At 61.1% G+C, this 13,930-nt stretch carries 18 protein-coding genes; 8 read left to right on the top strand and 10 right to left on the bottom strand.

The window, feature by feature from the left end; translation table 11 throughout:
* The 3 genes from GSQ93_RS30455 to GSQ93_RS30445 form a co-directional block, all read right to left on the bottom strand.
* The gene (locus GSQ93_RS30455) at positions 1-432 is read right to left on the bottom strand and encodes a GNAT family N-acetyltransferase (RefSeq protein WP_158939538.1); all 432 of its coding nucleotides are present in this window, start codon (positions 430-432) and stop codon (positions 1-3) included.
* On the bottom strand, positions 433-1,032 hold the full coding sequence (locus tag GSQ93_RS30450) for a short chain dehydrogenase (protein WP_158939536.1): 600 nt from the start codon (positions 1,030-1,032) through the stop codon (positions 433-435).
* A gap of 122 nt (positions 1,033-1,154) precedes the next feature.
* Positions 1,155-1,571, bottom strand: a complete 417-nt coding sequence (locus GSQ93_RS30445; protein WP_158939534.1) for a hypothetical protein — start codon at positions 1,569-1,571, stop codon at positions 1,155-1,157.
* Positions 1,572-1,875: 304 nt separating this feature from the next.
* Between GSQ93_RS30445 and GSQ93_RS37670 the strand changes: the two genes are divergently transcribed.
* Positions 1,876-2,040: a hypothetical protein gene (locus tag GSQ93_RS37670; protein WP_174254695.1), complete on the top strand. Its 165-nt coding sequence runs from the start codon at positions 1,876-1,878 to the stop codon at positions 2,038-2,040.
* 97 nt (positions 2,041-2,137) lie between these two features.
* On the opposite strand, the gene GSQ93_RS30440 is transcribed toward GSQ93_RS37670, so the two are convergent.
* Positions 2,138-2,752, bottom strand: a complete 615-nt coding sequence (locus GSQ93_RS30440) for a DUF3005 domain-containing protein (RefSeq protein ID WP_158939533.1) — start codon at positions 2,750-2,752, stop codon at positions 2,138-2,140.
* A gap of 310 nt (positions 2,753-3,062) precedes the next feature.
* Here GSQ93_RS30440 and GSQ93_RS30435 point away from each other — a divergent pair, with 310 nt between their 5' ends.
* Positions 3,063-3,308, top strand: a complete 246-nt coding sequence (locus tag GSQ93_RS30435; protein ID WP_089165852.1) for a hypothetical protein — start codon at positions 3,063-3,065, stop codon at positions 3,306-3,308.
* Between the two features lie 117 nt (positions 3,309-3,425).
* Complete coding sequence (gene epsC / locus GSQ93_RS30430; RefSeq protein ID WP_158939531.1) at positions 3,426-4,385, top strand: serine O-acetyltransferase EpsC; 960 nt, start codon at positions 3,426-3,428, stop codon at positions 4,383-4,385.
* A 15-nt stretch (positions 4,386-4,400) separates the two neighbouring features.
* On the opposite strand, the gene folE is transcribed toward epsC, so the two are convergent.
* Together folE and GSQ93_RS38795 are read right to left on the bottom strand one after the other, a co-directional pair.
* Positions 4,401-5,057: a GTP cyclohydrolase I FolE gene (gene folE / locus GSQ93_RS30425; RefSeq protein WP_158939529.1), complete on the bottom strand. Its 657-nt coding sequence runs from the start codon at positions 5,055-5,057 to the stop codon at positions 4,401-4,403.
* A gap of 124 nt (positions 5,058-5,181) precedes the next feature.
* Positions 5,182-5,583 carry a hypothetical protein gene (locus tag GSQ93_RS38795; protein WP_367889792.1) on the bottom strand — a complete coding sequence of 134 codons (402 nt, stop codon included), beginning with the start codon at positions 5,581-5,583 and terminating at the stop codon, positions 5,182-5,184.
* On the opposite strand from GSQ93_RS38795, the gene GSQ93_RS30415 reads away from it, so the two are divergent.
* Complete coding sequence (locus tag GSQ93_RS30415; protein WP_158939527.1) at positions 5,569-5,901, top strand: hypothetical protein; 333 nt, start codon at positions 5,569-5,571, stop codon at positions 5,899-5,901. The two genes, GSQ93_RS38795 and GSQ93_RS30415, sit on opposite strands and share 15 nt — an antisense overlap.
* A gap of 130 nt (positions 5,902-6,031) precedes the next feature.
* Here GSQ93_RS30415 and GSQ93_RS30410 read toward each other — a convergent pair whose 3' ends face one another.
* A complete protein-coding gene (locus GSQ93_RS30410; RefSeq protein ID WP_158939525.1) occupies positions 6,032-6,796 on the bottom strand; it encodes an SDR family oxidoreductase in 765 nt (254 codons plus the stop codon).
* Between the two features lie 180 nt (positions 6,797-6,976).
* On the opposite strand from GSQ93_RS30410, the gene GSQ93_RS30405 reads away from it, so the two are divergent.
* Together GSQ93_RS30405 and GSQ93_RS30400 are read left to right on the top strand one after the other, a co-directional pair.
* Positions 6,977-7,906, top strand: a complete 930-nt coding sequence (locus GSQ93_RS30405; protein ID WP_158939523.1) for a LysR family transcriptional regulator — start codon at positions 6,977-6,979, stop codon at positions 7,904-7,906.
* Between the two features lie 41 nt (positions 7,907-7,947).
* On the top strand, positions 7,948-8,745 hold the full coding sequence (locus GSQ93_RS30400; protein ID WP_158939521.1) for an alpha/beta hydrolase: 798 nt from the start codon (positions 7,948-7,950) through the stop codon (positions 8,743-8,745).
* 32 nt (positions 8,746-8,777) lie between these two features.
* On the opposite strand, the gene GSQ93_RS30395 is transcribed toward GSQ93_RS30400, so the two are convergent.
* Together GSQ93_RS30395 and GSQ93_RS30390 are read right to left on the bottom strand one after the other, a co-directional pair.
* Positions 8,778-9,359, bottom strand: a complete 582-nt coding sequence (locus GSQ93_RS30395) for a DNA-3-methyladenine glycosylase (protein WP_158939519.1) — start codon at positions 9,357-9,359, stop codon at positions 8,778-8,780.
* Positions 9,360-9,563: 204 nt separating this feature from the next.
* The gene (locus GSQ93_RS30390; protein ID WP_254074139.1) at positions 9,564-10,952 is read right to left on the bottom strand and encodes an MFS transporter; all 1,389 of its coding nucleotides are present in this window, start codon (positions 10,950-10,952) and stop codon (positions 9,564-9,566) included.
* A gap of 131 nt (positions 10,953-11,083) precedes the next feature.
* On the opposite strand from GSQ93_RS30390, the gene GSQ93_RS30385 reads away from it, so the two are divergent.
* Together GSQ93_RS30385 and GSQ93_RS30380 are read left to right on the top strand one after the other, a co-directional pair.
* Entirely contained in the window at positions 11,084-11,803 is a 720-nt protein-coding gene (locus GSQ93_RS30385; RefSeq protein WP_158939518.1) for a helix-turn-helix transcriptional regulator, read from the top strand.
* 89 nt (positions 11,804-11,892) lie between these two features.
* Positions 11,893-12,387, top strand: a complete 495-nt coding sequence (locus tag GSQ93_RS30380; RefSeq protein WP_158939516.1) for a DUF6496 domain-containing protein — start codon at positions 11,893-11,895, stop codon at positions 12,385-12,387.
* Positions 12,388-12,518: 131 nt separating this feature from the next.
* Here GSQ93_RS30380 and GSQ93_RS30375 read toward each other — a convergent pair whose 3' ends face one another.
* Positions 12,519-13,847: an aspartate aminotransferase family protein gene (locus tag GSQ93_RS30375; RefSeq protein WP_158939515.1), complete on the bottom strand. Its 1,329-nt coding sequence runs from the start codon at positions 13,845-13,847 to the stop codon at positions 12,519-12,521.
* Between the last annotated feature and the right edge of the window lie 83 nt (positions 13,848-13,930).

Here is a 13,930-nt window from a genome sequence, read left to right as displayed (position 1 = left end):
TCACTCCGGCGCGCGTTTTTCCATCAGCTTTTCCGGCTGCGCAGGCACGACAAAACCGAAGCGGGCGTATAGCGTGTGAGCGCTCGTGGTTGTCAGCATCATCTTGCGCAGGCCCTGCAAATCCGGATGCGCCAGCACGCATTCCACCAGCCATGTGCCCAAACCGTCGCGTTGACGGCCGGGCAGCACAAATACATCGGCGAGATACGCGAAGCTCACGGTGTCCGTGATTGCACGCGCATAACCAATCTGCGCGTCGCGATGAAACAGGCCGAATGCGAGCGAATGCGCGGCAGCCCGCTCGACCTTCTCGCGCGAGATGCCGGGTGACCAGTAAGCGGCTTCGCTCAAGTATCGATGCACGACATCGAAGTCGAACGTGCCGATGTCCGTGGTGACGCGATATTCGCCCCTCGACCATTCGCTAACCATTCAACGCACCTTGTAGATACGGCCGGTCTCAAGGCCCTCCACGCTGCGGCTGTACGCCAATGCAACGCGTGCACCGGACGCTGCTTCGAAACCGCGAAAATATGGCCCGAATGCTTCACGTGCTTCTTCCAGCATGGTCGCGTTCACGACGTTGATGCGCAGGCCGCGCGGCAGTTCGATTGCGGCTCCTCGCACGAAACCTTCAATGGCGCCGTTGACCGCTGCGGCGCTTGCGCCGTATTTGATGGGCTCGTCGCCCACGATTCCGCTGGTCAGCGTGAACGAGCCGCCATCGTTCAGATAACTTTGGGCGACCAGCACGAGGTTGACCTGGCCCATGAGTTTGTCGTCCAGGCCGATGCGAAATTGCTCGGGGGTCATCTGTGAGAGTTCACCGAAGTGAACGTGCCCGGCAGTGGCCACAATGGCATCGACCTGACCAATCGATTTAAACAGCGCATGGATGCTGTCGATCTTCGTCAGATCGACGCGGTGCGCGCCACGCGTGGCGCCGATCTCGATGACTTCGTGACGCGGCTGGAATTCGGCGAAGACGGCGCGGCCGACTGTGCCGGTTGCACCAATGACGGCAATTTTCATGAGAGGCTCATCGAAGAAGAAACGGGCTCTCATTGTGCGTTTTACAGGCCGCTTGAACAAGCGCTCCGGTCGGTCTTTCGCAGGCGGACCTCAACTTCAGCCCTCAACTTCAGCCCTCAACTTCAGCGGGTCCCGTGCGATGCGTCCGGCGAGAGCAGGAAGATCGATGCCGTCAGCTTGAACACCAGCACGGCGCCGGTCACGAGCGCAGCGACGGGGAAGGCATGCCATTCGGCGCCGAGCATGGGGCCGACCAGTACGGCCGACGCGAAGCCGAGCGCAACGGTAATCCAGCGCGCCCATTGCAGGCGGAACGCCACGCAAATATACAAGCCGCCAACTAACGCACGCGATGCAATCAGCGCGGCAATGGGTTCGCCAGGTCCGGTCATCAACGCCAGGCCCATCTCGGCCCATGACAAGGTGTACGCCAGCCCGAGGCACACCAGCGCGGTGGAGAGCGCTTGTTCACGCCATGATGCGCGCACGCCTTGCATAGGCTGCAACGCTTCGTTCGAGTACGTATTGGTTGTGTTCATGCCGACCCCCGCCGGTTGGTTTTTCGATGCATCGTGCTGCATTCGTCTGATTCGCGGGAGTCTTATGCATGGGTCGTGCCAGATCACACGAACGCTGGGAACATCGCTTGCTTTCAATTATTTTGAGCCTGTGCAGCGGCATGCGCAGCGGCGATTCGCCTGATGAAAGTTCATTTCCCTTATAGCGGCGCTATGGGGAACACAGGGTTAAATCAGGCAAAAAGCGGCGGCGCGACGCCACAACATTGCAACGATGCTGCACCCAACGGCAGGCTTTACACAGTCCACCGACCAGGAGTCAGGCATGACCACGACAAAACCGAAGGAACAACACCCGCATTCGCATCGAGAGGAGGAGGACGTCGACCGCGCCGTGGAAGATACCTTTCCCGCGAGCGATCCACCTTCGACGGGCGGTGTGACCCGGATTGAATCCGACGATGAGAAGGGCAAGCCCGAAAAGAAATGAATCGGGTCGCCCGAACAATAGGAAAGGACCGGAACCTGCGTTGATGCGCAGCTTCCGGTCCTTTCGCTTTCAGTGATCAGCGCCGCGCTTTTTTGAGCTATTTCTCGCGCCGCTGGATCTCGATCAGCCGCGACGGCCTGACATGATTGATGGCGAAATGCTTGCGGCCCCGCAAGTTGTAACCGTGGGGATCGCGTTCGACGAATTCATACTGCCGCTCTACCTCTTCAACGTCGGGCGCGACCATGCCTTTATCGACGACACTGCAGCCTTCCTCTAACGCAAGCGCCAGTCCATTGCGCGCCGGACGACTGTCGAAACCACCCAAACCGTCGCCTTGTTCAAAATGCGAATTCACCAGAGTCGCATCCACGCCGACGAATGCGTCGGGGTTGTGCACGAGCATGTCTTCGTCGCGCGAGGCGTCGCGATTTTTTCCATCAGCGTCGACGGTATCGTCCAGCGTGTCGTCGTTGAGAACATCCATTGCCTGATGTGTGACGTTGGTCTTGCCGAGCGGCCCGGCATCTTCCAACGATGAATCAGGCGTGCTGCCCCCCGCTTGCCCGAGCCCGGCTTCGCGTCCCTCCGCTGCTGCCGCCACATCACTGGGTTTGGCTTTAGCGGTTTCAGTTTCAGGTTTCTTCAGCGGGCTCTCCGCCGCGCGCTGCGTCTGCTTGTCCTGCGGCTCATTGTTCTGTGCGTTGTTCATGGTTCGCTCCACCTGGTTCAGGTCAACAAAGAAACATGACGCAAGAAACATTCCGGAGCAGGGGGCCGGGGTCAAACCTCGGGTCAACTCGCGCGCTGGAATAAACCACGGGATAAAACATCAGTAAATGTTCTAAGCCAAATTGATTTTTTTCAACCCAACGAGGGTTTTCGCAAGAGTATGATTTGTTGTTCGCCAGGCCTGCGTGCGCCACCGGACGGCCTCGCGCCGCTTGCCGGATTCGCGCGTTTCAAGCGAGCGGGAGACGACCATCGCGAATCCAGCGAGGCACTTAAAATCAAGGTGACTCATGCAATATGACGCGGCATTTTCACATCGCGGCTACTTACTCAATTGCGCACCGGCGCGTCAGGGCGACGGCTGTTTCCAACCCTACGTGGTCATCTCGCGATCGAGCGATGGTGAACTGGTAGCCAATCGTTTTTTTCCCGCCGACCTGCGCTTTGGCAATGCCGACGAAGCCATTGCGCATGCCCGCGACTGGGCGGTTCGTTGGATCGATGCCAGCCACGTGAAGGTCGACCCCAAGTCCTGAGCGCGCCTCTCAACGGGTTTCGCGCACAGGGCGGCAGTCTTGCAGAAAAACGGTTAATCTCGGGGCATCGTTTAGATCGTGCCGCTCAACGCGGCGTCATCCGCCCAAGCTCCTTACATGCCCAAGACTGTCTCCGTAGAAGATCAACTTCCCTCCCACGAATGGGGCCTCGACAAGATTGTGGCTGACTTGCGGGCATCGCGCGAACAGCTGCATCGCACGCGCCATCCGCTTGGAATCCGCGAATTGCCCTCGCGTGAAGCGATCGTGAAGATCGTCAACGGGTTGCGCTCGGCGCTGTTTCCCACCCATTACGGCGCCGCCGACCTGACCGCCGAAAGCGTGGATTATTACGTCGGCAACACGCTTGAGAGCACCTTGCGCCTGCTCTCCGAACAGATCCGCCGCGCCTTGCGTTTCCTCCCGGAGAACCACGATCTAAGCGATGCCGAACTCGGCACGCACGCGTTTGGGCTCGCGCGTGAATTCGGCGCGCAGTTGCCGGCCATCCGGGCGCTGCTGGTCAGCGACATCCAGGCTGCCTTCGCGGGCGACCCTGCCGCGCAACACATTACGGAAATCCTGCTCTGCTATCCAGGCATCTGGGCCATGACACATCATCGTCTGGCGCATGCTTTGCACAAGCTCGGCGTGCCCTTGCTCGCGCGCTTTATCAACGAGATCGCGCACTCGGCGACAGGGATCGACATCCACCCGGGCGCGACGATCGGGCCCAGTTTTTTCATCGATCACGGGACGGGCGTGGTGATCGGCGAGACGGCGGTAATCGGCCAGCACGTGCGGGTGTATCAGGCCGTGACGCTGGGCGCCAAGAGTTTCCCGGCGGGCAACGACGGGGTGCTGGTAAAGGGCAACGCGCGCCATCCGGTAGTGGAAGACGAGGTCGTAATCTATGCCGGCGCGACCATTCTCGGGCGCGTGACCATTGGCCGCGGTTCGGTGATCGGCGGCAACGTGTGGCTCACGCATAGCGTGCCGCCGGGCAGCAACGTCTCGCAAGGCAAGATCCGCGAAGGCGGTGCGGGCGACGCGCCGGACGATAGCCAAGGCGCGTGAACCGCAGTAAGTTTTTTAGTTGTTCGATACGCTGAACGCGCTCGAATGTCCGACGATGGAAAGGAATTCGCGGCGCGTGGAAGGGTCGTCGCGGAACGTGCCCAGCATCCGCGATGTCACCATCGACGCACCTGCTTTATGGACTCCGCGCGTGGACATGCATTGATGCGTCGCTTCCAGGATGACGCCCACGCCTAGCGGTTGCAGAACTTCTTCGAGCGTGTCTGCTATCTGTGCCGTCATCTTTTCCTGAATCTGCAGACGCTTCGCGAAGGCGTCGACCAGACGCGCCAGCTTCGAAATGCCTACCACTCGCTCACGCGGCAGATACGCCACGTGCGCTCGGCCGATGATTGGCACCATGTGATGTTCGCAGTAGCTTTCGAAGCGGATGTCCTTGAGCACGATCATCTCGTCGTAACCCTGGACCTCCGAAAAAGTCCGCGCCAGGATGTCGCGAGGATTCTGCGCATACCCCGCGAAGAACTCTTCGTAAGACCGGATGACGCGCGACGGGGTGTCGACCAGTCCCTCGCGGGCAGGATCGTCTCCAGCCCAGCGGATCAGAACGCGAACGGCGGCTTCGGCTTCTTCGCGGCTCGGACGATCGGTGCGATCAGTTTGATCGTGGATGTCCGAAGACGCGTTGGGGGAGTTGCGCGTGGCGCTCATCGAGGGCTCCGGATGCAGGGTGCAAAGTCATGAAGCGCTCATTGTTCCACGTTTTGCCCGTTGGAAGACCCCGGTGGGATGTCAGGTATATCAAGGGTGATCAGGCGGGTAGTCAAGCGGGCAGTCAGGTTTTCCCGCCGCCATCGATTCCCGAACCGGTCTGCCAGACCTTTTTTCCTTCCTCCGATAGCTCGCCCGAGCTGTGATGCTTGTCCGGTTCCGTACCTTCCTGCGCGAGATGTCCGCCCGGTTGTTCCTGCGCGCGCTGCTTTTCGCCTTTGCGTTGCGCCCGGCGTTCTTCTTGCGATCGGCCAGCATAATTGGTGTCTGTCTGCTTGTCCGTCATGTTGCCCTCCTTGAATGAGTGACATGCACAGCGGCGCAAGAGCCGTTCCATCCGCGGTAGCTGCCCGATACACGGGGTATCCGCGATACCGGGATAAACGCCCAACTGGTTGTCCTTCGCGGGCTTATATAGAGTGGCCGGACACTCAACCACCCCGCTCAGACCATGAAACGTTTCCATATTGCCCTTGCCGTTGCCAGCCTCGAAACGTCTATTGCCGATTACACGCGGCGTCTCGGCCAGGAACCCACTGCAGTCGTGCCGGGTGCCTACGCCATGTGGCGAACGGATCTTCTGAACTTCTCGATCAATGAGAACCCGGACCCGGCGCAAGCCGGATTGCTTCGGCATATAGGCTTTGAGGACGATTCGGCCGAGGGGTTTGCCAAGACGCGAGACGTCAACGGCATCGAGTGGGAGCAGTTTTCGCCTGCGGAGCAGGATCGGCGGATCGAAGAGACCTATGGCAATGCAATCCGCCAAGCCCCTCCGGCATAACAGTCAACCTAACGCAATGACAGATTGCGCATGCCTCCGTCGATCACCAGTCCGCTGGCGCCAGTGATCCGCACGCATTTTCCGTCGAATCGTGCCATGACACTTTCTCCAGTGACCGACGTTAGCAAATTTACGTGCGTGTGATGGACGCGCCGCCGTCCACAAGCGACGCCGTGCCGGTAACAAACGACGAGTCATCTGAAGCCAGATAAAGCACCGAGCGCGCGAGTTCTTCCGGCGTTGCAACGCGCTTCAACGCGTGCAGGTTGGTGATGAAGGTTTGCGATTCGGCGGTGTCGTTCATGTCCCGGTACATCGGGGTATCGACAGCGCCGGGCAGCACGGCGTTCACGCGGATACCCTGCGCGCCGTACTCGGCCGCAAGCGCTTGCGTGAGTCCGATAAGACCGGCTTTGCTCGCCGCATACGATGCAGTCCCGGGGAACGCGAACGAATACCCCACAAAGGTCGATGTGAAGATGATCGACCCGCCGCCGTGTTCAAGCATGGCGGGAATCTGGTGTTTCGCGCCGAGGAATGCGCTGGTCAGGTTGATCGCGAGTGCGTTGTTGAACCCTTCCACCGAAACGGCTGTGGTTGGTCCCATTTCGCCTAGCGTGCCGGCGTTGTTATATGCGACGTCGAGCCGGCCGAATGTTTCGATCGCCAGCGCGACGACGGCCTTCGCATAGTCTTCCGATTGCACGTCGCCCGCGAGATAAACGGCTTCGCCGCCGTCCGCCTTGATTTCTGCCACCAGCGTTTCCAGTTCGGCCGCGCGGCGGGCGGCAACGACCACCTTTGCCCCCTCCGCGGCGAACAATTTGGCCGTGGCGCGGCCGATGCCGGCGCTTGCGCCCGTGACGACAGCAACCTTTCCTGTCAGTCGATTCATGATGTTTCTCCGTTCTGTTCCGCTTGTCCGGCGCCCAATGCCCCGGTCCATGTGATGCACTGTAGGCGTAGCGGAAGCTTGCGAACAGGCACGGAAAATGGTCTTATCGTTCAGCTTTTGTGAATCTTGAATCGAAATCTCGCTCAACCGCTCAACTATTCACTCGTACCGGAGACGTTCATGGATCGCTTGCGCGCTTATGAGGTTTTCGTGGCCGTGGTCAAGCGCGGCAGCTTCACGCGCGCCGCCGATGCGCTCGATACGTCGCCCGCCAACGTGACGCGTTATATCGTTGAACTGGAGGCGCATCTGGGGACGCGGCTGCTGAACCGGACGTCGCGGAGGTTGTCGCTGACATCGGGCGGCGAGGCGCTTTACGAGCGTTGCGTGGCAATTCTCGATGACGTGGCCGAGACGGAGGGGTTGGTGTCGTCGTCGACCGCCGAGCCGCGCGGACGGCTGCGCATCAACGCGCCGCTGAGCTTTGGCGTGTTGCAGCTTGCGCCGTTATGGCCGGAGTTCATGCGGCGGTATCCCGATGTGGAACTGGATGTCTCGCTGGTCGACCGGGTGGTGGATATTGTCGATGAAGGGGTTGACCTTGCCATTCGTATTTCGCGCGCGGGGTCGATGGGCAATGCAGCGCGCAAGCTCGCGGCCTCGCGCAACGTGCTGTGCGCGTCGCCGGCGTATTTAGCAGGGCGGCGCTTGCCGGAGCGGCCTTCGGATTTGAGCGAGCATCACTGTATTGGTTATACGTATGCGGCGAGCGGTGACGAGTGGCAGTTTCTTGACGTCGATGAGAAGCCGCACAACGTGCGGGTGAATTGCCACATGCATACGAACAACGGCGATACCGCGCGCTCGGCGGCGCTTGCCGGGCTGGGGCTGATCTGGCAGCCGACCTTCATCATTGGCGATGATCTGCGAGCGGGGCGGCTGGTGGCGCTGATGCCGGCGTTTCACATGGCGGATATCGATGTGCTCGCGATGTATCCTAGCCGGAGGCATTTGAGTTCACGCGTGAGGGTGATGATTGATTACCTGGTTGAGGTCATGGGAGGGGTGGCGCCGTGGGATAGAAGCGGAGAACCCCTCGTAACCAAGTAAACTCCAGTCAAGCCCAGCATTTTTTCCAGGAGATAACCCGCATGCAATCCCCGTGGCGCACCATGGACCGCGCGACCCTCGACGCAGCCTATAGCAATGGCGATCCCCCCGCCGACTTTAAGACCCGCAGCGCGGCCTTATACGCATCGCATCGCGGGGAACTTGATGTCAGGTACGGCCCGTCGCCCCGCGAGCGCTTCGATTTTTTTCCGGTCTCAAGCGAGAAGCAATTCGACGCGCCGACCTTCGTCTTCGTCCACGGTGGCTACTGGCAAAGCTGCGATAAGGATCTCTGCGCCTTCGTAGCGCTTGGCCCGCTTGCCCGGGGTATGAACGTGGTCGTAGCGGAATACACGCTGGCACCTACCGCTCCGATGACGCAGATTGTTAGCGAGATCGGACGGTTACTCGATTTCCTCGTCGAGCAAGGCCATACGACACTCATACTCGGCGGCCATTCCGCGGGCGGTCATCTGACGGCCATGCATCGTTATCATCCGGCGGTGAAATACGCGCTGCCCGTTAGCGGCCTCTTCGATCTCGAACCCATCAGCGCAGGCCGGCTGAACGACAAGCTCGGGTTATCGGCGGAGGAAATCGCGCGCTTCAGCCCGATGCGCCACATAGATCACGGTGCGCCGATGGTCGTCTCCGTCGGCGACGCGGAATTGCCCGAACTCATTCGCCATTCGCATGACTATGCCCACGCATGCGCTGAGGCAGGTGAACAGATATCCTATTTGCCGATACCGGGCGCAGACCATTTTTCCATTCTCTACGACCTCGCCGACCCCGATGGTTTACAACTCAGCGCGCTAGCTAAATTGATGCAGATTTGAAAGTACTTCGGAAGCCTGATCAAATGATTTGATCAGGCTTTAGGGAACGGCTTGCTGAGAAACTTCGATCCAGCGAGCCCGAAGCGCCAGGGTACGTCCATCGCCTTGGTGATGCCGATGCGCGGTCCGGTCGCGACTGGATAGTCCTCCTCCGGCGCTTCGATATGAAACGGCGCTTCGAGCAGCGACATGCCGTTGTTGCCGTGCGTGATACCCAACGCCTGCGCGGCGCGTCCCGGTCCCGAGCACAAGAGCTTCGAGGGTTCGAGACCGCGCCGCTGACGCATGGCATCGAGACCGGTGAGTGGTTCGATCGCGCGGATCAACACCCCGGCGCCGTGGCCTTCTTCGCGGCAAACGAAGTTCAGGCACCAGTGAATGCCGTACGAGCGATACACATACACGTGCGCGGACGGCCCGAACATGACGGCGTTGCGCGGGGTAGGCCCGGAGAAAGTATGCGAGGCTGGATCGATGCGATCGTAGGCTTCGGTTTCGACGATCCTGCCGCCGACGCCATCGACCGTGAAGATCGCGCCGATCAGGCGGCGCGCGACCTGTTCGGACGGGGCGTCGAAGTCGATGGGTGCCGTAGCGCGAGATGATTTGAGCATGATTAGAGGAGATATTCGCACATGAGCGCGTTGTGCGGGTTCAGCAACGGCGGCGCGGATTTTTCGTATGGGCGAGGCGGTTAACCGCCTCGATTTTGCCGTCGTCAGCATTCCCCGTCCACCCGCGCGCGAATGCATGCGGCAAGCGTCTTAGCTGTTGCCCGATTCTCCAAAGCGCTAATAGACCCGGCCGCATTCCTGTCTCTATACCGCACGGCCAATCCGCTGCCGCGCCATCGCTTTCGATGCAAACCACCAGATTAGCGCCGCTGTTAGCGACACCGCCGCAGCCATCGCCATCGCGGTATGCATGCCCCGCTCAAACTGCCCCGGCGTTGTAAGCATCGCGCCAAAAACTGCTACACCCAGCGCCGCGCCTGTCTGCCGCGCCGAGTTCAGCACACCGGCCGCAATCCCGGCGCGGTTTTTATCGACGGTATCCATGAGCGAACGCGTGGCCATCGGCGTGATGAGGCCAGCGAAAAAACCGATTGCCGGCATGGGGAGCGCGATCAGCCAGTACGGCGAAGTATCCGTCGACATCAGCATTCCAAGAAAGCCGAGTGTATAGATGCCCAGTGCGACGCAGATCGGCCGGCGCGGTCCAAACATCCGGACAAACCGCGCCGCCGACATGCTGCCCGCCGTCACGAGCGCAGTTAGCGGCAAGAACGCGAGGCCGGTCAGCAATGGTGAATAAGCCCGCACCTCCTGGAAATAAAGACTGAGCGTGAAGATCAAGCCGTAGAAGGTCATCGCCGACACCATCGAGACAAACGCCGCGCTGGAAAAAATCAGGTTGCTGAATAAGGACAGGGGCAACATTGGCTGCGTCCGCTTTGATTCGATTGCGAAGAAGCTTCCCGCGGCAAGCAGGCTCAGTGCCATTCCGCTCAGGATCCACGGCGAGCCCCAGCCGAACGAGTGCCCTTCGATCAGCACCGCGATCAACATGCCCAAGGCCAGGATGGCAGTCGCCTGACCGGCGAGATCGAGAGGGCGGGTTAATGCTGTACGGTCAACACGTTCATTGCTTGTGACCCGCGATGTCAGCCATAAGCCGATCAACCCGATTGGCAAGTTCGCGAGGAAGATGCTACGCCAGCCGAACGCATGAATCAGGATGCCGCCAATCAATGGACCACCGGCCATCGCCGCGCCGCCACACGCCGCCCATAGGCCAATCGCGCGACCGCGCTCGCCCGGGTCGGCATAGGCGCGGTTGATGAGCATCAGCGAACAGGGCACCAGCATCGACGCACCGATCCCTTGCAACACGCGGGCACCGGTCAGCGCCGCAAGGTTGGGCGCAAGGCCGCAGAGCACGGACGCGAGCGTGAACACAGCGAGGCCCGCGAAATAGACGTTCTTCGCGCCTAACCGATCGCCCAGTGCGCCGCCCGTCAACAGCAGGCTCGCGAAGGCCAGCGTGTACGCATTGACGACCCATTGAAGGCCCTCTGTACTGGTCGCGAGCGCATCGGCGATGCTGCCCAGCGCAACGTTGACGATAGACGTATCGAGGATAACGACGATATAGCTGATGCTGGTCGCAGCGAGGACGCGGCGCTGAAGCGTACGGGTGTCGGACACGGGGAGTTTTTTCGAGAGCAAGACGGGAAGTTCAGTGTAGGGATGTTGTCGTGCCACAAGCTTCGACGCGTATCGAAGCATGCGGACAGGCGGCCGGACTATCATGACGAGGTCCCCAGCGGAGATCCTCCATGTGCCCTCATCCCGCAGTCTCTTCGGCCGCTTTCCTGATTGCAGACCGCACTCGCGCCACCATGCTCATGGCGCTCGCTGACGGACGCGCACGCCCGGCGGGCGAACTCGCCTACGCGGCCGGCGTGACCGCTCAGACGGCAAGCTCGCATCTCGCGAAGCTGCTGGCTGGCGGGTTGTTGCTGGTGGAAACGCAGGGGCGGCATCGGTACTACCGTCTGGCCGGATCGCACGTTGCGTTGGCGCTGGAAAATCTTGCATCGATCGCGCCGGTTCCATCGGGCGGCACCGTGCGCCGCATGCCGCGCAGCAGGGAAGCGCGTGACCTGCAGTTCGCACGCTGCTGCTATGACCATCTCGCGGGCGGCCTGGGTGTGGCTGTGACGCAGGCGTTGCAGGATCGCGCGCTGGTTGTTGCAACCGACGACAAGCAATTCGATATAACGCCGGCCGGCATCGAATGGTTTAACAGCCTGGGTCTGGACATGGCCGGGCTGAAGCCGACCCGGCGCGGACTCGCCCGGCAGTGTCTCGACTGGACGGAGCGGCGGCATCATCTGGCCGGGCCGTTGGGCGTCGCGTTCATGACGCAGCTTTGTGCGAAGGGATGGATACGCCGCTTGAAAAACTCCCGGGCCGTGCAGGTGACGCCGAAGGGATGGGCAGGGCTTAGAGAGCAGCTCGGCGTGGATGAGCGATGCGTGGAGAAGGCCGCTTAGGCTTGGCGCTCCGAACAGCGTGATATGGCACGGGTGTTGCGGCATCGGCTAGTGCTAGTCCAACGCCGTTCTCTCAAAGGAGTGTCACCATGCCTGAGAAGAAAACCATCGAACGTGCCCACGCGGCCAAACGCGCGGGGAAGTCGTCCAGTACCCAGGCCGGTGCGTTCGTGAAGGAGCAGATCGATCACGTGCGCGAAGGCAAGCACGGTGCGAAGTCCGCGAAGCAGGCCATCGCTATCGGGTTGTCGGAGGCGCGCAGGTCGGGAGTGGGCCTGAAGGCGCCGAAGAAGGGCGCGGCTTCCGCTGAAACCCGCAAGAAAGCGGCGAAGGATACGCAGGCTGGTCAGCACAAGACCCAACGCAGCGCGAGCACTGAATCGAAGTCGAAACGTTCCGCGACGTCCACGCGGGTGCTCAAACGCGAGAGCACCAAGGCCGCCTCGCCCAAGTCGCTGTCGAAGCAGGCGCACGCGAGCGCAAGCCGGCGTTCTGCCGCGGATCGTTCGGCTTCCGCCAAGAAGGGCTGGCAGACGCGCCGCAAGGCGGCGTCGAAGGCGGGTGCGGCGCGGCACGCGCGCTAGCGTGCGGTTCGTGCATTTTCAGCGCCGCATGAAAAAAGGCCGTTCCGGCTCAACTGGAACGGCCTTGATGCGTGCAAGTACGGCTCGTATGCCGCTTACGCCATTGACGGCAAACGGCTGTCGAACCCGCGTTATTTCACCGTTTCGAGCACCTTGCGAACCGTGCTGAAAATCTGCTCGATCTGGTCATCTTCGATGATCAGCGGCGGTGAGAACGCAAGAATATCGCTTGTATAGCGCACCAGAACGCCTGCTTCGAAGCATTTCACGAACGCTTCGTAGGCACGCGCACCCGGCGCACCGGCACGCGATTCGAGTTCGATGCCCGCCACCATGCCGAGATTGCGCACGTCCTTCACGTGAGGCGCATCGCGCAACGCATGAGCGGCTGCTTCGAACTTCGGTGCCTTCGATGCAGCCCGCTCAAACAGTTGCTCGCGTGCATACAGGTCGAGCGTGGCGATCGCGGCCGCGGCGGCCATGGGGTGCGCCGAATACGTATAGCCGTGGAACAGCTCGATGCCGTTCACCGCACCCGCGTTGACGATCGTGTCATGCACGTTGCGATGCGCAGCCACGGCGCCCATCGGAATCGCGGCGTTGTTGATTGCCTTTGCCAGCGTCATCAGGTCCGGCGTCACGCCGAAATACTCTGCTGCCGTCGCTTTGCCGAGCCGGCCGAAGCCCGTGATGACTTCATCGAAAATCAGCAGGATGCCGTGCTTCGTGCAGATCTCGCGCAGCTTTTGCAGATAACCCTGCGGTGGCACGAGTACGCCCGTCGAACCCGCCAGCGGCTCCACGATCACAGCGGCGATAGTCGATGCATCGTGCAGCGCGACGATACGTTCGAGTTCATCGGCGAGATGCGCGCCCCACGCCGGCTGCCCCTTCGAGAACGCGTTGTGCTCAGGCGCGTGCGTATGCGACAGATGATCGACGTTCGGCAGCAACCCGCCTGAAAACGTCTTGCGATTCGGCCCAATGCCGCCGACCGAGATGCCGCCGAAACCCACGCCGTGATACCCGCGCTCACGGCCGATCAGCTTCGTGCGCTGGCCTTCGCCGCGTGCACGGTGATAGGCGAGGGCGATTTTCAGCGCGGTATCGACGGATTCGGAGCCGGAGTTCGTAAAGAAGATGCGGTCGAGGCCTTCCGGCATGATCGCGGCCACCTTCGTGGCTGCTTCGAATGCGAGCGGATGGCCCATCTGAAAGGTCGGCGCGAAGTCGAGCGTCGCGGCTTGCTGCTGGATCGCGGTAACGATTTCATCGCGGCAGTGGCCCGCGTTCACGCACCACAGGCCGGCACAGCCGTCCAGAATCTGGCGGCCATCGCTCGCGCGGTAGTACATGCCCTTGGCGCCCTCGATCATGCGCGGTGCAGCTTTGAACTGCCGGTTGGCGGTGAAGGGCATCCAGAACGACGAGAGGTCGTCGATGACGGGGCGCGAAGTCATGGGGGAATCTCCTGTTAGAACACGCAATGTAGTCCTCGATAAAAACCTGCGGCATAGACAGTTGTCCTGTCGCGGAGAGAACT

Origin of the sequence: Burkholderia sp. S171, assembly GCF_009766085.1 — a bacterium.
In the GTDB taxonomy this organism is placed as follows: domain Bacteria; phylum Pseudomonadota; class Gammaproteobacteria; order Burkholderiales; family Burkholderiaceae; genus Caballeronia.
This window is presented reverse-complemented; position numbering and strand designations above follow the sequence as displayed.